Annotated in this window: 18 protein-coding genes and 1 tRNA gene; 10 read left to right on the forward strand and 9 right to left on the reverse strand. The window is 62.1% G+C overall.

Features of this window, described 5'->3' with window-relative positions:
- The first annotated feature begins 41 nt into the window (after positions 1-41).
- Positions 42-1,745 carry a putative bifunctional diguanylate cyclase/phosphodiesterase gene (locus GV829_RS03595; RefSeq protein ID WP_169943874.1) on the forward strand — a complete coding sequence of 568 codons (1,704 nt, stop codon included), beginning with the start codon at positions 42-44 and terminating at the stop codon, positions 1,743-1,745.
- 21 nt (positions 1,746-1,766) lie between these two features.
- Here the strand turns inward: GV829_RS03595 and GV829_RS03600 are convergent, their stop codons facing one another.
- The 5 genes from GV829_RS03600 to GV829_RS03620 all read right to left on the reverse strand — a co-directional run bounded on the left by GV829_RS03600 (position 1,767) and on the right by GV829_RS03620 (position 5,794).
- The gene (locus tag GV829_RS03600) at positions 1,767-2,756 is read right to left on the reverse strand and encodes a YwqG family protein (RefSeq protein WP_169943877.1); all 990 of its coding nucleotides are present in this window, start codon (positions 2,754-2,756) and stop codon (positions 1,767-1,769) included.
- 4 nt (positions 2,757-2,760) lie between these two features.
- Positions 2,761-3,960, reverse strand: a complete 1,200-nt coding sequence (locus tag GV829_RS03605) for a CCA tRNA nucleotidyltransferase (protein ID WP_169943880.1) — start codon at positions 3,958-3,960, stop codon at positions 2,761-2,763.
- Positions 3,957-4,613: a CoA pyrophosphatase gene (locus tag GV829_RS03610; protein ID WP_169943883.1), complete on the reverse strand. Its 657-nt coding sequence runs from the start codon at positions 4,611-4,613 to the stop codon at positions 3,957-3,959. The genes GV829_RS03605 and GV829_RS03610 overlap by 4 nt, the downstream gene beginning before the upstream one ends.
- Positions 4,610-5,191, reverse strand: coding sequence for a DUF1285 domain-containing protein (locus tag GV829_RS03615; protein WP_169943886.1), 582 nt, complete (start codon positions 5,189-5,191; stop codon positions 4,610-4,612). Before GV829_RS03615 ends, GV829_RS03610 begins: the two co-directional genes overlap by 4 nt.
- An 81-nt stretch (positions 5,192-5,272) precedes the next feature.
- On the reverse strand, positions 5,273-5,794 hold the full coding sequence (locus GV829_RS03620) for a GNAT family N-acetyltransferase (protein WP_169947916.1): 522 nt from the start codon (positions 5,792-5,794) through the stop codon (positions 5,273-5,275).
- 73 nt (positions 5,795-5,867) lie between these two features.
- Between GV829_RS03620 and GV829_RS03625 the strand changes: the two genes are divergently transcribed.
- Positions 5,868-6,296 carry a dihydroneopterin aldolase gene (locus GV829_RS03625; protein WP_169943890.1) on the forward strand — a complete coding sequence of 143 codons (429 nt, stop codon included), beginning with the start codon at positions 5,868-5,870 and terminating at the stop codon, positions 6,294-6,296.
- Positions 6,296-7,060 carry an SDR family oxidoreductase gene (locus GV829_RS03630; RefSeq protein ID WP_169943894.1) on the forward strand — a complete coding sequence of 255 codons (765 nt, stop codon included), beginning with the start codon at positions 6,296-6,298 and terminating at the stop codon, positions 7,058-7,060. Before GV829_RS03625 ends, GV829_RS03630 begins: the two co-directional genes overlap by 1 nt.
- A 48-nt stretch (positions 7,061-7,108) precedes the next feature.
- Here the strand turns inward: GV829_RS03630 and GV829_RS03635 are convergent, their stop codons facing one another.
- Both GV829_RS03635 and GV829_RS03640 read right to left on the reverse strand, forming a co-directional pair.
- On the reverse strand, positions 7,109-8,077 hold the full coding sequence (locus GV829_RS03635) for an NAD(P)H-dependent flavin oxidoreductase (RefSeq protein ID WP_169943897.1): 969 nt from the start codon (positions 8,075-8,077) through the stop codon (positions 7,109-7,111).
- 138 nt (positions 8,078-8,215) lie between these two features.
- Positions 8,216-9,154, reverse strand: a complete 939-nt coding sequence (locus tag GV829_RS03640) for an isopenicillin N synthase family dioxygenase (protein WP_169943899.1) — start codon at positions 9,152-9,154, stop codon at positions 8,216-8,218.
- Positions 9,155-9,245: 91 nt separating this feature from the next.
- Between GV829_RS03640 and GV829_RS03645 the strand changes: the two genes are divergently transcribed.
- The 6 genes from GV829_RS03645 to GV829_RS03670 all read left to right on the forward strand — a co-directional run bounded on the left by GV829_RS03645 (position 9,246) and on the right by GV829_RS03670 (position 13,058).
- Complete coding sequence (locus tag GV829_RS03645; RefSeq protein WP_169943902.1) at positions 9,246-9,833, forward strand: fasciclin domain-containing protein; 588 nt, start codon at positions 9,246-9,248, stop codon at positions 9,831-9,833.
- Between the two features lie 34 nt (positions 9,834-9,867).
- Entirely contained in the window at positions 9,868-10,290 is a 423-nt protein-coding gene (locus GV829_RS03650) for an EVE domain-containing protein (RefSeq protein ID WP_169943904.1), read from the forward strand.
- Positions 10,291-10,537: 247 nt separating this feature from the next.
- Positions 10,538-11,530 (forward strand): winged helix DNA-binding protein, encoded by a 993-nt coding sequence (locus GV829_RS14285; RefSeq protein WP_246203008.1) that lies wholly within the window; start codon positions 10,538-10,540, stop codon positions 11,528-11,530.
- 85 nt (positions 11,531-11,615) lie between these two features.
- Positions 11,616-11,691 (forward strand) — tRNA-Val (locus GV829_RS03660).
- Positions 11,692-11,821: 130 nt separating this feature from the next.
- The gene (locus GV829_RS03665) at positions 11,822-12,226 is read left to right on the forward strand and encodes a c-type cytochrome (RefSeq protein ID WP_212612148.1); all 405 of its coding nucleotides are present in this window, start codon (positions 11,822-11,824) and stop codon (positions 12,224-12,226) included.
- A gap of 202 nt (positions 12,227-12,428) precedes the next feature.
- Positions 12,429-13,058 (forward strand): isochorismatase family protein, encoded by a 630-nt coding sequence (locus tag GV829_RS03670; RefSeq protein WP_169943906.1) that lies wholly within the window; start codon positions 12,429-12,431, stop codon positions 13,056-13,058.
- Here GV829_RS03670 and GV829_RS03675 read toward each other — a convergent pair.
- Both GV829_RS03675 and GV829_RS03680 read right to left on the reverse strand, forming a co-directional pair.
- Positions 13,055-14,161 carry a zinc-binding dehydrogenase gene (locus GV829_RS03675; RefSeq protein ID WP_169943908.1) on the reverse strand — a complete coding sequence of 369 codons (1,107 nt, stop codon included), beginning with the start codon at positions 14,159-14,161 and terminating at the stop codon, positions 13,055-13,057. The genes GV829_RS03670 and GV829_RS03675 overlap by 4 nt on opposite strands.
- Positions 14,162-14,169: 8 nt before the next feature.
- Entirely contained in the window at positions 14,170-15,027 is an 858-nt protein-coding gene (locus GV829_RS03680) for an isocitrate lyase/PEP mutase family protein (RefSeq protein WP_169943910.1), read from the reverse strand.
- A 400-nt stretch (positions 15,028-15,427) separates the two neighbouring features.
- On the opposite strand from GV829_RS03680, the gene GV829_RS03685 reads away from it, so the two are divergent.
- The gene (locus tag GV829_RS03685) at positions 15,428-17,995 is read left to right on the forward strand and encodes a TonB-dependent receptor (RefSeq protein WP_169943913.1); all 2,568 of its coding nucleotides are present in this window, start codon (positions 15,428-15,430) and stop codon (positions 17,993-17,995) included.
- Positions 17,996-18,024: the final 29 nt, after the last annotated feature.

Below are 18,024 nucleotides of genomic sequence, written 5' to 3' on the forward strand. Positions count from 1 at the left end.
AAAGTTACCCTTCATTCATGAATCGGGTCCAGATTCATCTGGTGAACCCACACGCGCCCCCTTCCGTCGATACGTCGACCGCCCTCTGGGAAAGCCGGTTGCCGCAAGCCAGCTGGCTGGAGGCGCTGCCGCATGCCTGTGCCCTGATCAGCCTCAATGGCAATGCGATACAGATCAGCACAAGCAACATGATTTTCCTGCGCGCCATGGGCAGTTGGCCGGACAATGAGCCGGTAGAAACCGCTCTGACGCGGGCTTGCCGCAATGTTTTGAGCGGTTCCTTGCCAGGATCGACGCTGACGTGGGAACAGGGTGGATTTTCCGGCCGGGTTTATGAGGCGACGATTTCTCCGTTGAATGGCGAAGACGCTGAACCGCTCGCGCTTCTGTCACTCGTCGACCACACCACGCTGATCCGCAGTGAGGCGAATTTGCGTCGCGAGCTTTTGTCTGACAGCCTGACCGGATTGCCCAACCGCAGCGGCTTTGGCGACGTGCTGGAAGCACGACTGCGCCATGCGCCGCCTCCGGGGCAAACGCTCACCCTGCTTATAGTCGATCTGGCCCGATTCAGCCGGATCAACGAGAGTATTGGCGCCCTGGCAGGCGACGAGTTGCTGATTACCGTGGCGCGCCGGTTGAGGCAGCAAACGCGCGGCAGCGACGTGCTGGCGAGGATTGGCAGTGACGAATTTGCCATTTTGAGCCAGACCCGTCCTGCAGAAGATGGCGCCCGCACCCTGGCTGACCGGATGCGAGCCGTGTTCCGCGATCCGTTCCGCATTGGCGAACTGTTGATCAACGTCGATTGCGCGGTTGGCGGTATCGCCGCATTGAGCCCGCCGGCACCTGATGAAGAGCCCGACGCCCCCGAACTGATCCGCCATGCGCAAATTGCGCTCAAGCAGGCAAAACGGGGCGAAGGCGTTGCCTTTTACGAGCCGGTAGCGCTGGCACGCCTGCACAAAAGGTTCGATCGCGAACATGCCCTGCGGCAAGCGATAGACCATGACGACATTGGCCTGGCCTTTCAGCCGCTGGTCGACATGAAGAACAGAAGGGTGATCGGGTTTGAGGCACTGGCCCGCTGGACGCACGAAGGTGAACCCATTTCTCCCGGCGAATTTGTACCCATTGCCGAAGACTCTGGTTTGATCCTGCCGCTGGGGCGGCTGGTTATCGACAAGGCTGCGGCAACGCTCGCCCGTTGGGACGAGCGGCTGGGCAAGCCCATGCCGGTTGGCATATCGGTCAACGTCTCGCCCATCCAGTTGGCCCGTGACGACATCATCACCGTGGTTCAGCACGCACTGGAACGGCATCAGATCGATGGCCGGCGTTTGATCATCGAAGTCACGGAAAGCAGTGTCGTGCGCAACCCCGACACGGCGGATGCCATTTTGCGCGCATTGACCGACCTCGACGTGCGTATTGCGATGGACGATTTCGGCACCGGATATTCGAACATCGCCAGCCTGCAACGGCTGCCGATCCACACACTTAAAATTGACCGCAGCCTAGTCGCGGGCATCGACACCAGCGCCGACAGCCTGGCCATCGTCCGGACCATCCAGCGGCTTGCCGAAGCATTGGGACTGAGGACAACGGCTGAGGGCATCGAGACGGAAACGGTGGCACAACAGGTCGCCGCGATCGGATGCGATGTCGGGCAGGGCTTTCTGTTCAGCCGGCCGCTCGACCCCGATGCGGCGTTCGACGCCTGGCAGCGCAGTCAGGGGCGTTGACCGGGCAAGCGTCTGCAGCAGTCAGCTACAGTCCCACCACCAAATGACCTGGTCAAACCGGCAAGCGAGCAGGTCGGCATGGCGGATCATGAGGTTCGCCTCTCCCATATCGCCCCATTGCAGGCCATTGCCGGACGTCAGCTGGAACAACACGCGGTCGAAGTCGCGATAAGGAGAAGCGGAGGCAATCGCGCCTGACGTCCAAAGGTCACACCGATAATCTGTCTGGGTAAACAGCGGGTACCCGCCAACGTAATGCGCGCTGCCAAGATGAGCGTTCCATAAATCTTCGGCCAAGGCATCGACCGCATCGGCGCGGACGTCGATGCCCAAGTCGCGCAGCAGCCCCTCCCGAGCACACGTCAGCGGTTGCGGCATCATCGCAACTGATTTGGCGCGAAGCGGAACGCCCTGTTCGCGTTCGCGGCCGGTAAAGGGGGACGAAGTATAACCATCATCATCGGGGTCACCATATCGCGGCAAGCGCGGCGGCGGTACCAGCCGTCCGCCCACAGGCCCATCAGGGTGCCAGATCAAACGGATATTCGCTTCCAAGGGCGCATCGAAGTTGACACCGTGAAGATCATCACGGCCAATGAACAGTTGCAACAAACCGTCAGAGGGATAGTCCTCCAGCGGCGGCATTCCCGCGAAATCGAGTTGGGCAACAAATTCGAGTGCCCGCCCATCCTTGCCCACCGGCCAAACCGCATCGTCAGCCAGCCAGACAGGTCCACCAATCCGGGTGCCGCCAGCCTCTATGGCCGCATCGAGAGCAGGTGTCAGCCGCAAGGCAGGCAGGGCAAGACCAGGCAAAGCAGCCTTTAGCCGCTCCACCTGCAGCTCGTCGGGTTCAATGACCGGTGGCTGTTCCGCAAGCCATTGGGCAAAAGCTTGTTTTGCGTGCAAGGAGGTCCGACGGTCCCGCCACCAGGGTCGCACCTGATCCCACCAGATGAAAGCGATCGCCCCGCCAAAGGCAATGACAGCTATTGGCCAGTTGATGTCCATGGGTTCAGACCCGCGGCAGTCGATCGGCGATCATTTCCAGCGCGCGATTCCGTTCCGGGCACCCTTCGACCAGCCATTGATCCTCAACCATCCGCAGAATGCGGGCGACGTCGGGACCAGCCTTGACGCCCAGTGCGACAATGTCTCCGCCGCTGATTGGCAATTTGGGCGGTACCCAACCGTCAAGGGCAGTGACCGCGCCGGCAACTGTGGCCTCATCCGACCGGGATAGCAGCCAGCGGTCACGGGCCCCCTCAACACCGATGCGATAGGCCAGCACACGAACATCGCCATTCAGCCTACCGCCGCGGGCCACGGCGATGCGCTTGCGCAGCCGGTTCGACAGTTTGAGGCGGGCAGCCACAAGGTCAGCCACCGCCGGATCAGCCGGCAGCAGGGCGATCAGGCGCAGCGCCGGATCGGCGGGAAGACCCTGCGCCGCTTCCCGCGCGACCAGCCGGGCGAGACAGTCTGGCGCATCGGCCGCGACCTCTGGCGCCACTTCGGCCATGATGCCGGCGTCGATCATCAGCCGGACCGTTGCCGCCGGTTCTGACAGCGCAAGCATCCGCATCAGTTCATCGGCGATGCGTTCGCGTGACAGGCTGCGCAGTTGGCGCGCGCGGCCGGACACCAACGCGAGCGTGTCGGCATCTGGTATGCCATCGCCAAAGCGGGCGAGGAAACGGAACCAGCGCAGGATGCGAAGATGATCTTCATCAATCCGCAGTCCGGCATCACCGATAAAGCGAACGCGATGGGCCGCCAGATCGGCGAGACCGCCGGTCGGATCATAAACCTCTCCAGTCAGGGGATTGGCATAAAGGGCATTGATGGTGAAATCCCGCCGGGCCGCATCCTCTGCCCAATCGTCGGTGAAAGCGACGGTGGCGTGGCGGCCATCGGTCGATACATCGCGGCGCAATGTGGTGACTTCATAGACCTTGCCATCGGCAACGGCGGTGATGGTGCCATGGGCAATACCGGTCGGCACCGCCTTTATGCCAGCCGCTTCGAGCCGTTCAACCACTTGCTGTGGCAGCCAACGGGTTGCGAGGTCCACATCGGATACCGGCAGACCAGACAGCGTGTCGCGCACTGCTCCACCGACCGCGCGCACCATCTCTTGTGATCCGGCCAGAGCATCGAGCAACCGTAGCAGTGACGGTTCATGGCGCCAGGGCGCATCGGGCAAGTGCATCATGGCATTGCCCCGGCGTCGCAATTGAGTGCGCAAGGATCGGCATCGAGACCGAGCAGCGCGCCAATGTTGCGCAGCATCCCGGCGGTTGCGCCCCAGATGCGTTCTCCATCGGCATGGACTTCCCAATAATGGCGCGTGCCACCCTGCCATTCGACAAATTGCTGTCTTTGCATGGCGGGATCGAACAGATGATCGCAGCGCACCTCAAATATGCGAGCCACCTCGCTGGGTTGCGGCACCAGTTCAAGATCCGGCGGGATCACAGCCAACACCGGAGTTACCCGGTAATTGGTGACCGTGCGATAAAAAGGGACAGTGCCGATTATGCTGACATGGTGAGAGTGCAAGCCCACTTCCTCGCGCGCCTCACGCAGCGCGGTGGCGATGATATCTTCATCCTCCGGGTCTTGGCGGCCGCCCGGAAAGGCGACCTGACCGCTGTGCTTGCGCATATGGCTGGGGCGGCGGGTGAGCAGCACGGTCGGCTGCGGGCGGTCGACAAAGGCGCAGAGCACCCCGGCATCCGCCATGGGCGTGCCGGCAGCCAACGTCTGCCACTCCGCATCGCCATCATGCAGGACGAAATCCACGCTGCCAGCCTCCAGCCGGGCGGCAATGCGCTGTTCAAGCGGAACGGTCGCGATACTGTTCATGCGGCCTCATCCCCCATCTCGCCTACGGCAAAACTTACCCCGCCGCTGGCGACCCTGCCCGCTTCGTCGGCCAACAGGGCAAGGTCATAATAGACCGGCCGGGCGAGCCGTGCCTCCAACACGCCAGCACCGGCTGTGCGTACCTGGAGATAGGGCAACAAGCCGGCCGGCCCTGCCCGCAACACCAGGGGGTGATCAGGCCCAGCGATGACCACATCTCCCGTGTTGAGGCGAAAGGCGAGTGTCTGGCCCAGCGCGCTATCCTCACATTTCATTTCCACCGCAAGAAAGGCTGCGTCCTCCACCCCTATGGTCAGCTTTTCGGCCGGTGTGACAAGCACATGGCGGCCATCCTCTTCACGCCGCAGTATCCGGCTGAACAAACGCACCATCGCCGGGCGGGTGATTTCGCCGCCTTCGTGGAACCAGCGGCCGTCAGCCCTGATGACGATGTCGATCACACCTTCGCGCGCCGGGTGCCAGTCGGCTACCGGCGGCAACCGGTCGCCCTGCGCCCATTCAGCAAGTGCGGCGAGCGAGGTGGCGGCAAAATCAGGCGGCGGATTGGTCAAAGGCATGACAGCACCCTAGGCAGGCGACGTGATGGTGCAAGCGGAGATCGCGTCCAGCCGCGGGATCTCAAGCGGCCATAATGCCTGTCAGTCAGGGTTGCGGGCGGGATCGGGAACCACATGTCCGTTTATGGCTGGCGGATCATGACGGTGGGCGGACCGCGCCAGCAGACGGCGGCGCTCGAACGGCCCCGGCAGGTCCCAGCCGCCCGTCGCATCAGCGGTAAAGCCCCAGAAGCGGCCATAATATTCAGGATCGCCAATCATCATCAGCGCGGCGTCCGCACCGGCGTCCGCCGCCGCCACCAGCGCATCCATCATCGCCCGGCCAATGCCGCCGCGCTGCACATCCGGTTCGACCGCCACAGGGCCAACCATGACCAAGGAGGATCGCATTCCATCAGCCTGTTCAAGCGCGACGGGCCAGCTTTGCAGCGTCCCGACGAGGCGACCCTGATCAAAGGCAGCGAAGGACAGGTCCGGCAAGGCAAAGGTGCCCGCGCGCAAGCGGTAGGCCGTCCGGCCAAAGCGGTCCGGGCCAAAGGCGGCATCGAGCAGCGCCTCGATCGCAGGCTGTGACGCAGTGGAAAGGGGTTTGATCTCGACCAGCGCGGGTTGCTCCTTTAAGGGGAGCGCCCTTAGGGGGCGCAGCGCCGATTGTCGACGTCTGCCATCCCCCTTGATGCAAAAAACTGATCCCTCATTAAGGTCCCTCCCAGTGCCCCAGAACGCCGACAGCCTGATCCTTGAAGTGCATGACCTTGAGGTCGATGTGCTGACCGGTGTCTATTCCGAAGAAACCCACTTGCCGCAGCCGCTGAGGATCAGCGTCATTGCCGAGCTGGCGGTGCGCCACCATTATGAGCCGGACACTGCGTTGAGCGCGTCAAAAAGCTATATGGACCTGAAGTTCGCGGCTACCGATGGCATCCCCAAGGACATCCATTTCACCCTGATCGAAGCGGTGGCGGACCATATCGCCGACACGATATTCCTGCAGGACGACAAGGTGACCGCGGTCACCATCCGCATCGTCAAGCTGGCGATTGCCGAAGCCAATGAGCGTATCGGCATTACCATGAAGCGTCATCGACGCAGCGGTGTCATCTGATGAGCAATCCCCTTCCTCTGGCGCTGGTAACCGGCGGGCTGCACCGTCTGGGCGCGGCAATTGCAGCGCGCTTGGCGAAAGGCGGTTATGCGCTGGCGCTGCATTGCCGCAGCGACAATCCGCCCGAGCCTTCACTCGTCGAGGCGCTGGCCACAACGGGCGTGGCGCATCAACAGTTCCGTGCCGACCTGAGCCGTGCGGGCGAGGCAGAACAACTGTTTGACACTGTGGTCCAGCATTTTGGTCGCACGCCGGACCTTTTGGTCAACAATGCCGCCTTGTTTGCCGACAGCACCATCGACAGCCTCGACCGGGCCGCCATGGACAGCGCACTGGCACTCAACCTGACCGCCCCGGTGCTTTTGGTGCAACGGTTGGCGGCGCATCACCAGGCAGCGGGCACCAGGGGTGCGGCGGTCAATATCCTCGACCAACGCGTGATCAACCCGGTACCCGACCAGATTGCCTATTCGATCGCCAAACAGGGCTTGTGGCAGGCGACCCGCACCCTCGCCCGCGCCGCCGCGCCGCATGTCCGCGTCAACGGCGTCGCTCCCGGATTGACGCTGCCCACCGACACCTATGAGGATGGCCGGATGGAGCGGATGGCGGCGCTGATGCCGCTGGGTTCATTGGCCACACCGGACGAGATCGCCGACGCCGTCGCCTGGTTGGCCGGTGCAGGCAATGTGACCGGCCAGACAATCTTTGTCGACGGCGGCGCCAGCCTGACCGGCTATGACAGGGACTTCGCCTATTTGTGACGTGTCAGCGGGGTTCACCCTCTCCCGCTAGCGGGAGAGGGTGAGGGCTCAGCCCGCCAGTTTCGAGCGCACCGCTTCGGCCTGGTCCATGATGTTGCGGACAAGGTCTGCACAAGTGGGGATATCGTGGATCAGCGCCTGGCTCTGACCCGTCGTCCAGATGCCACCGTCAATATCGCCATCGCGCAGCACATTGTCGCGGCCGCGCTGGCCCGCCATCAACGCCTTCACATCGTCAAAGGTCTTAGTCGGATCGCGCTGGATTTCGGCCACGGCCACCGAGACGGCGTTCTTGGCCACGCGCGCGGTATTGCGCAGGGTACGACCGACAAGAACGGTGTCGAGTTCATTATTGTCAACAATCGCCTGCTTCACATTCTGGTGAATCTTGGCCTCGACCGTGGCGCAGAAGCGCGTGCCCATGTTGACGCCATCGGCACCGAGCGCCAGCGCGGCGACAAGGCTGCGGCCATCAGCCATGCCACCCGAAGCGATGATCGGCGTGCCGGGCAGCGCATCGACGGTGGCGGGGAGCAGCACGACGAGGCCGACATCATCCTCTCCGGGGTGACCGGCACATTCAAAGCCGTCGATGCTGATGACATCAACGCCCTTGTTGACCGCGGAAACGGCATGCCGGACCGACGTGCATTTGTGGATGACCTTGACGCCATTTTCCTTGAAACGCGGAAGATGATCGGTTGGCGCGCGGCCGGCGGTTTCGACGATCTTGACTCCCGACTCGATGATGGCCTCGCGGTAATCATCATAGGGGATGGGATTGATAGACGGCAGCAGGGTGAGGTTGACGCCGAACGGCTTGTCAGTCAGCGCCTTGGTCTTCTCGATTTCTTCGAGCAGGGCATCGCCCGAGGGAAACATGTGCGCGGTGATGAAACCGAGCGCGCCGGCATTGGCGACGGCGGCGACCAGTTCGCCATAGCCGACACCCGTCATGCCGCCCATACAGATCGGCGTTTCGACCCCGAACATGTCGGTCAGGCGTGTCTTGAACATGGCTCTCTTCCCCTTGGATTTTCGATTCCGTCAGAAGGGACTATCCTGTGGGCAACCGCCTTTTGCAACTGGCGAACCCAAAGGCTGCCAGTATTGGCAGGTCAGTTGCCCTCTGCCCTTGGGTGAGACGCGACCCGCCTATTTCTTGAGGCCGATCTCGCGCAGGCGTTCCTGGAGATAGTCGTCGGCCGTGATCGGTTCGGGGTAGCGATTGGGGTGATCGGCATCGATGCAGGACGGCAGGGTTTCGATCAGGAAATCCGAGCGGAAGTGGAGGAAGAAGGGCATCGAATAGCGCGACACGGCGGCGCGGTCCCCCACCGGGTTGCGGACTCGATGCGTCGTCGACGGCAGGCGATGGTTGGTCAGCCGTTGCAGCATGTCCCCCACATTGACGCTGAGCGCGCCGGGCGGTGGGGCGGCGGGTAGCCAGCTGCCATCGGGTTCAAGGATTTCGAGGCCGGCTTCCTCTGCACCGAGCAGCAGGGTGATGGTGTTGATATCCTCATGCGCTTCGGCACGGATGCCGTCGGGACTGCCCTCCACCGGCGGATAATGAAGCAGGCGCAACACACTGTTGCCATCACGGATCGTGTCATCAAACCAGTCCGGCGCCAGTTCGAGCCAGCGGGCGAGCGCCGAAAGAAGAATGCCTCCGACCCGGTCGAGCTCGGCAAACATGGTTTCAAAGGTCTCACGGAAATCGGCGGGTTCTTCAGGCCAGACATTGTTGGGCTGTTGCACGGCCAGCGGATGCCCGGCAGGCAGGTCGCGGCCGACATGCCAGAACTCCTTGAGATCGACATGCTGCGCACCCTTGGCAATTTCTGTGCCGAACGGAGTGTAACCCCGGGCACCGGAGATGCCCGCGACCTGATATTGGCGCTTAACAGCTTCCGGCAGATCAAAAAAGGCGCGGCTCATGGCCCACGAACGGTCAATCAGACCTTGGTCGATACCGTGCTCGGACACCATGGCAAAGCCGTATCGGGCAAAGCAATCACCAAAGGCCTTGGCGAAACTGGCGGGGTCGCTGGCCGCACCGGCCATCGACACGACGGGAACACTTGCAGTCATGCGATTTTTCCTGTGAAGGCGACCGGTGGGTCAGGCCGCTTTTATGAGGTCTGCGATAGCGCCAAAGGCGTGGGAGGCAAAGAGGCAGGACATGGCCGGACTGACATTGATCAGGCGCAAAGTTGTGATGGCCGCCAGTCTTGCCCTGATGGTGGCGCTGACCGGCTGTGACGAGACGGAACAGGCCACCACCCCAACCGGCACCCAAGGCGTGTCACGCATTACAGGTCAGGTGGAACAGCCCACAGTGGCGGCGGCGTTGCGGCGTCTGGCGGAATTCACAAAGTTGCGCAGGGCTTTGGCTGCAACAGGTGTTGCGCCGAGGCTGGCGGCGAGCGAACCGCTGACCTTGCTGGCTCCGCGCGACAATGCCTTTCAGCAGATCGGTCCGGAAGCGGAGGCCGCGCTGTTTGACAGCGCCAACCGCCCTGCGCTGACACAGCACCTGCGAAATCTGATCATCGCGCGAGCCCTGCGCGCCGAGGAAATCCGCACATTGATCGAGGAGGGTGGCGGCACTGCCCAGATTGCGACGATCGGCGGAGCAAGCATCAGCTTTTCACGCGAAGGGGACCAGTTGGTCGCCACCTGGCCAAATGGCGGTCGTGCCACCATGGGTACGCAGGGTGCGATTGCCGGGAATGGCGTCTTTTACGTGATTGACCACTGGCCGGGCTGACCAGCCACCACACCCAACCAAGCAAGGAGCAAGCATGGCCCACTGGCTGATGAAATCCGAACCCGATGTCTATGGCTGGGACGACCTGATCGCCGAAGGCGAGGGCACCTGGGACGGCGTTCGCAACCATGCCGCTGCCGGCCATCTGAAGGCGATGGCGGTGGGCGATACTGCGCTTTTCTATCACAGTAACATCGGCAAGGAAGCTGTTGGTATCATCACCATCAGCGCCCCAGCTTTTCCCGACCCGACTGAACCCGAGGGAACCCGATGGGTGGCAGTAAAGGTAAAACCGCTGGCCCGGCTAAAGCAGTCCATCCCGCTGAGCGTCATCAAGGGCGATGACCGGCTGTACGACATGGCGATGCGGCGCCAATCGCGGCTTTCGGTTTCACCGGTGACCGCTCACGAATGGGCGATCCTGATGGACCATGCGGGCGGGGATCCGCTGGGCTGAACCGTCGCAGTCAATCGCGCTTCAACCGACACAAAAGTCGCTCCGGCGCGTCGCCGTTTTGGGGCGACATTCGTCCACTTCGGCCTTGGGCCATAATGCGCAAGCTGCTGTTTCAGCTGTTGTTCCGCTTTCGCATCAAAACTTCTCTCCAAAATGGATGTTATGCGGAGGCGAATCGCTTTGCTTCGCACCGAAACGGGACCTAACCCTGAACGCCTCGGGAATTCGCTACCAAAGGGACAGGTCGATGAGTTCTCCTCCAGTTGAACCGTGGGGTGCCGCCCCTTCTTCCCAAACCGGTTGGAGCGCGGCTCCAGCAACGCCCCGACTGGGCTGGTTTGGTCATGGTGAAGCCCTCCCACCGTTGCTTGACCGGGCAGCGGCAGCACTGGGCATAGTTGCCGAACCCGTTGCGCTGGAACGGCTGATCAACAACGGGATCGTCACGCACAAGTTGATATGGGTACATCTGGCAGACGACCCGGGGACAGCATCACTGGTTTGTTTGCGGGACAGGATTGGCGAAGAGGCGCTTAATCTGGTGATCGAGGTCAGCCGGGCTTCGATTGACCCGGTGTGGGCTCTTCTGGGCGATACGACCGGGGTCACCATATTGCTCGAACCCGATGAGGGCGATTGTCTGGCAGCCCTTGCCCAAGGCGCAAGGGCCAGCGAGGCACGGTTGAACAGCCCGGTGATTGAAGCGCGGGACCGGCAACTCGAACGGTTACAGGAAGAAGTGCAGCGTATCGCCCGGATGCTCGCCCGGCTCAACATCGACGATGGCGCCCGGATCGCCAGCATGCCGGACGGATCCCGCACCCCGGCCAGTCCTTTCATAGAGGATCATATGCACGCGCCGGGCCGTGGCTTCCGGGGGGAAAGTGACGGATCGGCTGTGGCGCCGGTCAGCGCAGCCCAAGTGCGTACCCACATCCGCCATCGCCGGATGAGGGATGACTATTTCGGGCCTGATATTTTCGCTGACCCGGCATGGGACATGATGCTGGACCTCTATGCCGCCAGGCTTGAGCGCCTGAGGGTTTCGGTTTCGAGCCTGTGCATTGCGGCTGCCGTCCCTGCGACGACCGCCCTGCGCTGGATCAAGACCCTGACTGAATCCGGTCTGTTCGAACGTCGCGAAGATCCGCACGATGGGCGGCGCATCTTTGTTGCCCTTTCAGATGAGGCCACACAGGCGATGCACCGCTATTTCCACCGCATCGCCGCCGACGTGTGACGCAAAGCCGCTTGCAAATGGCATCCCGCTTGGGCAATGGGGAGGCCCACGCGGGACCGGCGCTGGATGCAACCGGTCAGGCGACGGGCGATTAGCTCAGTTGGTAGAGCGCCTCGTTTACACCGAGGATGTCGGCAGTTCGAGCCTGTCATCGCCCACCACCCCTATCGATAGACAGGGCGTTCATTGTGGCAGCGCGAATATTCACATAGCGGTCAGGAGCCGTCCGGCATGATGCCGTGTGCTCAGGGGGCCGATAGGGTGCCTGAAGCAGACCATGAAAGGGGCGACATGCGCATCCAGTCTTTGATTCTTTCGGCATCGCTGTTGGGGGTCGCGGTTGTTGCAACCGGCCAAACAGCTCCGCGTGCACCAGCAAGCAGTGCAGCGGCCGAGATCGCCCAAGGGCGACGCCTCTATATTCGCTGTGCCGCTTGTCATGCCATTGCGCCAACCAACCAAGCCAAGATTGGTCCGCACCTGCAAGGCATCGTCGGACGAAGGGCGGCGAGCGTTGCTGGATTCAATTATTCGTCAGCCATGCGCAATGCGAACATCCGCTGGGACGAGGCAACGCTGGATCGCTGGCTGCAGCGGCCGCAGGCGGTCGTGCCCGGAACCACCATGGCCTTTGCCGGCATTGCCAACCCTGCTGACCGGCGCGCACTTATCGCCTATATGCGCCGTCCCAACTGACCAATCACCGCGACACTGTATCGGTCGCTGTCCTAGACCGATCATGCCGCCAATGGCTGAAACCATTGGATGGCATGTGCTCATAGGATAGGATGACACGGCGCAGATCCTGAGCCATTGGCGGGAAGCGATTGACCGCTTCGAAACAGCACAGCAGAAGGCGGCAGCTGAACCAAAGCGGAAGTGACAAGAGGAAAAGTGGATGAGCGACGACCTGGCGGCCAATTATGCCCGCGCCTATGGCGGCAAGGTGGGTTTTGGCGAGCGGCCGGCGCTGATCCTGATCGATTTCTGTCACGGATATTTTGCTGAGGACTGCGACCTGTTTGCCGGTGTTGATGCCGCTCTCGCCAGCGCGCTCAGGGTGCGGGAGGCTGCCCATGGCGCCGGTGTTCCGGTGATCCTGACCAATGTCGTCTATCATCCCGGCGGCGTTGATGGTGGACGATTTTATGAAAAGGCCCTGCCGCTGCGCTATTTCCAGCGGGGCAATCCGATGGGCGCCTTTGCCGCCGGACTCGAACCGCGCCCCGAAGAGATTATCGTTTCGAAACAATATCCCAGCGCCTTTTTCGGCACCTCGCTTGCTTCGACACTGACCGCGATGGGACGCGACAGTGTGTTGCTGACAGGGCTGACGACGAGCGGATGCGTTCGTGCCAGCTGTGTCGATGCCATGTCGCACGGCTTCAGAACGGCGGTTGTCGCCGATGCCTGTGGCGACCGCCACCCTGGTCCGCATGAGGCGAACCTGTTCGACATGAATGCCAAATATGCCGATGTCATCAGCGAAGCCGAGACCATCGCCTATCTCGCGAGCCTGCCCCGCTAAGGCACGACAATCTGGCGGATAGCGCGGCCGTCCGCGAGCTTGTCCATCAGCGCGTTGATCTCGCTCATCGGGCCAAGTGAACTCATCAGCCGTTCGACCGGCAGCCGACCGGCCCGCCACAGGGCGAGATAACGCGGGATGTCGCGGCTCGGGATTGACGAGCCCATATAGCTGCCCATCAGAGTCTTGCCGTCGGCGACCAGCGACAGTGCCGGGATGTTGAGTTGCTCGGCTGGATTGGGCAGGCCCACCGTCACCACCCTGCCGCCCCGTTTGGCCATGCCATAGGCCTCTGCCAGCACCGCCGCCTTGCCAACGGTTTCAATGACGATGTCCGCCTTGTCTAGCGATGCCGCTTCCTCAGGGGAAACAGCGCGGGCGGCGCCCAGTTCGAGCGCGAGCGCGCGCTTTTCCGGAAAGGGATCGATCGCGGTGACCGGCACGCAGCCCGCCGCGACAGCCCCCAGCACCGACGCAAGGCCAACGCCGCCAAGGCCATAGACGAGCAGTGATTCACCCGGCCGGGCCGCCGCGGTGTTCATGACCGCGCCGACCCCGGTGAGAACAGCGCAGCCGAAAAGGGCAGCGGTTTCAGAGGGAATGTCGCTGTCGATTTTCACCGCCGAGCGGCGGTCCACCACGGCATGGGTGGCAAAGGCCGAGACGCCGAGATGATGATGCACCAGTTCGCCACAGCAGGACAGACGGCTGCCGCCCGCCATCAGTTGCCCGGCACCGTTGGCAGCCGCACCGACCGGGCAGAGATAGCCCCGCCCCGAACGGCATTCGACGCAATCGCCACATGCGGGCAGAAAGACGAGGACCACCCGGTCACCGGGCGCGAAGGCCGGATCATCAGCTGTCCCGGTGGCGAGCACGGTCGCTGCCGCTTCATGGCCGATCGCCATCGGCATCGGGCGCGGACGGTCACCATTGATCACCGAAAGGTCGGAATGGCACAGGCCGGCGGCATCAATGCGCACCAGCAGCTCGCCCGGCTTCGGATCATCCAGCGTCAGCGTCGCCAGTTCAAGCGGCTGATGATCGGCATAGGGGCGCGGTTGATCGCCACTCTGGCGCAGGACGGCAGCGGTAATTTCCATGCCCATGGTCAGCGTGCCCACTTCTTTTCAAAGGCCCAGACATCTTCGAAACCGATCAGCGAGCAGAATTCGTTGAAGCTGAACAGGTCTTCGGGCTGACCGATGCCCTGCTCCTTGAGATCGACGAGCGCCTTTTCCATGGCGGCGGCAGCGGCAAGGCTGGTGAGCGAGGGATAGATGGCATAGGCATAACCGATCTCTGCCAGCACCGTCGTGTGCGGAACCGGCGAGTAGCCGCCGTTCGACATGTTGGCCATCACCGGCTTGTCGAAGGCGGCGCAGGCGCGGCGCATCTCTTCCTCGCTGGTCAGCGCTTCGGGGAAGAGGACATCGGCGCCAGCCTTGGCATAAGCCTCGAGCCGGCGCAGCGTCGCGTCCATGCCTTCGCTTTCACGCGCATCGGTGCGGGCAATGATCAGGAAATTCTCCTTGTCCTCCCGCGCATCGGCGGCGACGCGGATCTTTTCGGCCATATCCTCCATCGGGATGACGCGGCGGCCCGGCGTATGGCCGCACTTCTTGGGGAACTCCTGATCCTCAATCTGAATGGCGGTGACACCCGCCTGTTCATAGCCGCGCACGGTGTGATGCACGTTGAGCAATCCGCCATAGCCGGTGTCACCATCGGCAATGACCGCCGCGGTGCTGGTCCGGACCAGCGTCGCCATGCGATCGCGCATATCGGTGTAGGTGGCGATGCCGGCATCGGGCAGACCGGACGCGGAGGCGGTGAGCCAATAGCCGGTGCCATAGACCAGATCAAAGCCGACCTTGTTGGCGATGACCGCGGTGATCATGTCCTGAATGCCGGGAACGACGAAGAATTCACCGGTGGCAAGCTTTTGTCGGAAGATGGGATTGGCCATGCGGCATCCTGTCAGACTGTGGGACCGCCGGGGCCAGGACGTTTCAGCGGAAATAGGACGGCCCGCACTGGCGGCTCTAGGCAGCGCCATTGATGAACGGCACTGATGCCAAGCAGACTATCCGCCCTGCGACCTGTCAGCAATCCGCAACCGTCCGGCCTTCGGGAACTGAACATGCAACCGGCACTTTTCTCGATAGGCGGATAGGCAGCACGGGTGGTTTGCATGTGGCGCAGCCATCCGGCTTCCTCTCCCCTGATGCTGTCTCATCAGCATTTGGAGCAGTTTGGTCGGCCTTTCCATGAGGCAGGCCAGAGCGGCACCACTGACATTCAAGGGGTAAATGAATGTTGGTGGACTGAGAAATAGGCCAACCAAATTTCCGGGGAGTCATTTATTTATGCGGGCGAATTTCATCAAGGGCATGCTGGCAACCAGCATGCTAAGCAGCGCGTTGCTCGTGTCAGCACCAGCGATGGCGCAAACGGCCGATGAGGCCAATGCAACTGAGGATGACATCATCGTCACCGGCGTGCGCAAGCGGGCCGAAGATGTGCAGTCGGTGCCGATCACCATCACCGCCTATTCGGCGGAGGATTTGGCCGAGCGGAACATCAGCAGTCTGCAGGACCTGGGCAATTCCACGCCCGGCGTTGCGATCAACAGCATCGCCGGCGGCAATGTGCAGACCATCTACTTCCGCGGCCTTGGCCCGGCCAACACCACCAACGACCTCAACGTCGAAGCCAATGTCGGTGTGTTCATTGATGGCATTTATCAGGTCAGCCGCAATACGCTCGACATTCTCTCGGTCCTCGACATCGGCCAGATCGACGTCGCCAAGGGCCCGCAGAGCGCCCTTTATGGCCGTTCAACCTTCTCCGGCGCCCTTGGCATCTCGACCGGTCGGCCGACGCGCACGTTGACCGGTGGTGTGACCGCCACGCTGGGCACCGATTCAGACTATCGTCTGCGCGGTTTCATTTCCGGACCGATCACCGACACGCTCGCTGTCCGCCTTGCTGGCGGCTACGCCTCGTTCGACGGGTTTGGCGACAATGCGGCCAATCCGGATGACAACCTCAATGGTTCACAGAAATACGCCTTTTCGGGCGCACTGGAATATCGGCCGAGCGACACCTTCCGTGCCACGCTCTCCGGTTTTGTCACCCATTCGGAGACTGAGCCTTCCGCAGCGATGCTCACTCCACTCAACCTGCTCAATTGCGGTGTGAACAACACCCTGTTCTGCGGCAGCCTGCCGCTGCCGACCAATGTTGCCATCAGCCCCGGGATTCCGGACACAGAATCCAAGAATATGCAGGTTTCGCTCGAACTCGAAGCACGGCTTGACGGAGTGCGCGTTACCAGCACGACGGGACTCACACGCAGCGAGAACCTAGGCTTCAGTGACTATGACGGCAGCGCCAATGGCACCACATTCGGTGTCTGCACCCTGGGGTCGGCCTGTCTTTCCTTCGTTCCGTTCGCCGGAGCGCCCGTGGCCTACAGCAGGCTGACGCAAGTCAACCTGCTGATCGGCACCAAGGAGCGGGTCCGCACGTTCAGCCAGGAACTGCGCCTGCAATCGGACAATGATTCGCCGTTCCAGTGGATTGTCGGCGGCAATTATTTCCATTCACGCATCCCGCTGCTCGCTTCGGGTATCGGCGCCAGCCCCAGCAGCCCTCTGGCTGCGAACGAGCGACTGGTCGCCGTAAACCAGTTCGCACCGCCTGCCGCGACCGGTGTGGGCGGATATGATTTCACCGCCAATCCGTTCCTCGTGGCCGATTCCAACCTGACGCAGGTGTCGAGCAGCTATTCGGCCAGCGGTACCGACAATTTCGGCATCTTCGGCTCCCTGTCCTATGAACTCGGCCAGTTCCGCCTGACCGCAGAAGGTCGTTACAATATCGAGCGCAAGCGGGCCCGGAGCTTCTCTGTGTCCAACCCGACCTCGGCACCGGGAGTCAACCGGCAGATTATCGGAACCGATGTTCCGGCGGCTGGCACCTTCCCGGTGACAAGCGCTCCTTTTGCGCGCACTTTCAACAGCTTCAGTCCACGCCTCACGCTCGATTACCGTCCGGCCGATGACATGCTGTTCTACGCTTCGGCGGCGAAGGGTGTGCGCTCAGGCGGGTTCAACACGGTCAATCCGGTCAGCGCGACCGGCATTTTGGCCAGTGAAGTCGCCTATGAGGAAGAAACCAACTGGACCTATGAAGTCGGCATCAAGAGCCGCCTGTTTGACCGGGCGCTGCTGCTCAATGCCTCCTTCTTCCATGTTGACTGGAGCAATGCGCAGGTTTCCGCCTTCACCAACAACCCTACCGCTGTGAACCCTGCCCGTATCGTGCAGAACACCGGCGCTCTGTCGGTCAACGGTGTCGAAGTGCAGGCGGAATGGACGATTGCCGACATGGTCCGTTTGGGCGGCAGCCTGACCTATTCCGACCCCCAGTTCGACGCCGGCGCCTATGACGGATCGACCACCGCCCAGTGCCGTGTGGGCACCGCACCGAACTTCACATCGGCTCCGGGTTGCCCGCCGGTCATTCCGGTGGCGGCCGGCAATGGCACAACGCAATATGTCATCAGCCTCGAGGGCAATCGCCCGCAGCGCTCCGTGAAACTGTCCTGGAATGCCTATGCCGCAGCCGATGTGCCGCTGAACGATGAGTGGAACCTCAGCGGACGGGTCGATGTCAATTACAGTGGGCCGGCCTATGCCAACCTGATCAACACCGCATCCTTCGGTGAACGGACCTTGACCAATGTCCGGCTGGCACTGGAGAGCGACCAGTACAGCGTTGCACTGTGGGCCACCAACCTGTTCAACGAAAAATATGTTGCCAACTCGATCAACCAGCCGCGTGCCGGCCTTCCTTTCACCTATAGCATCAACGAGATCTATCTGGGTGAAACACGCCGCATTGGCTTGACGGCGGCAGTCCGCTTCTGATCGGCAATCGAACAGACGGGGCGTGTTTC

Origin of the sequence: Sphingomonas lacunae (genome assembly GCF_012979535.1) — a bacterium.
GTDB lineage: Bacteria > Pseudomonadota > Alphaproteobacteria > Sphingomonadales > Sphingomonadaceae > Sphingopyxis > Sphingopyxis lacunae.

Excerpts from the sequence above, each read along its gene's own strand:
- GV829_RS03680 (WP_169943910.1), bottom strand. The coding sequence starts at position 15,027 with ATGGCCAATCCCATCTTCCGACAAAAGCTTGCCACCGGTGAATTCTTC.
- GV829_RS14285 (WP_246203008.1), top strand. The coding sequence starts at position 10,538 with ATGAGTTCTCCTCCAGTTGAACCGTGGGGTGCCGCCCCTTCTTCCCAA.
- GV829_RS03650 (WP_169943904.1), top strand. The coding sequence starts at position 9,868 with ATGGCCCACTGGCTGATGAAATCCGAACCCGATGTCTATGGCTGGGAC.
- GV829_RS03625 (WP_169943890.1), top strand. The coding sequence starts at position 5,868 with ATGCAAAAAACTGATCCCTCATTAAGGTCCCTCCCAGTGCCCCAGAAC.
- GV829_RS03615 (WP_169943886.1), bottom strand. The coding sequence starts at position 5,191 with ATGCCTTTGACCAATCCGCCGCCTGATTTTGCCGCCACCTCGCTCGCC.
- GV829_RS03630 (WP_169943894.1), top strand. The coding sequence starts at position 6,296 with ATGAGCAATCCCCTTCCTCTGGCGCTGGTAACCGGCGGGCTGCACCGT.
- GV829_RS03665 (WP_212612148.1), top strand. The coding sequence starts at position 11,822 with ATGCGCATCCAGTCTTTGATTCTTTCGGCATCGCTGTTGGGGGTCGCG.
- GV829_RS03600 (WP_169943877.1), bottom strand. The coding sequence starts at position 2,756 with ATGGACATCAACTGGCCAATAGCTGTCATTGCCTTTGGCGGGGCGATC.
- GV829_RS03645 (WP_169943902.1), top strand. The coding sequence starts at position 9,246 with ATGGCCGGACTGACATTGATCAGGCGCAAAGTTGTGATGGCCGCCAGT.
- GV829_RS03640 (WP_169943899.1), bottom strand. The coding sequence starts at position 9,154 with ATGACTGCAAGTGTTCCCGTCGTGTCGATGGCCGGTGCGGCCAGCGAC.
- GV829_RS03605 (WP_169943880.1), bottom strand. The coding sequence starts at position 3,960 with ATGATGCACTTGCCCGATGCGCCCTGGCGCCATGAACCGTCACTGCTA.
- GV829_RS03670 (WP_169943906.1), top strand. The coding sequence starts at position 12,429 with ATGAGCGACGACCTGGCGGCCAATTATGCCCGCGCCTATGGCGGCAAG.
- GV829_RS03685 (WP_169943913.1), top strand. The coding sequence starts at position 15,428 with ATGCGGGCGAATTTCATCAAGGGCATGCTGGCAACCAGCATGCTAAGC.
- GV829_RS03675 (WP_169943908.1), bottom strand. The coding sequence starts at position 14,161 with ATGGAAATTACCGCTGCCGTCCTGCGCCAGAGTGGCGATCAACCGCGC.
- GV829_RS03635 (WP_169943897.1), bottom strand. The coding sequence starts at position 8,077 with ATGTTCAAGACACGCCTGACCGACATGTTCGGGGTCGAAACGCCGATC.
- GV829_RS03610 (WP_169943883.1), bottom strand. The coding sequence starts at position 4,613 with ATGAACAGTATCGCGACCGTTCCGCTTGAACAGCGCATTGCCGCCCGG.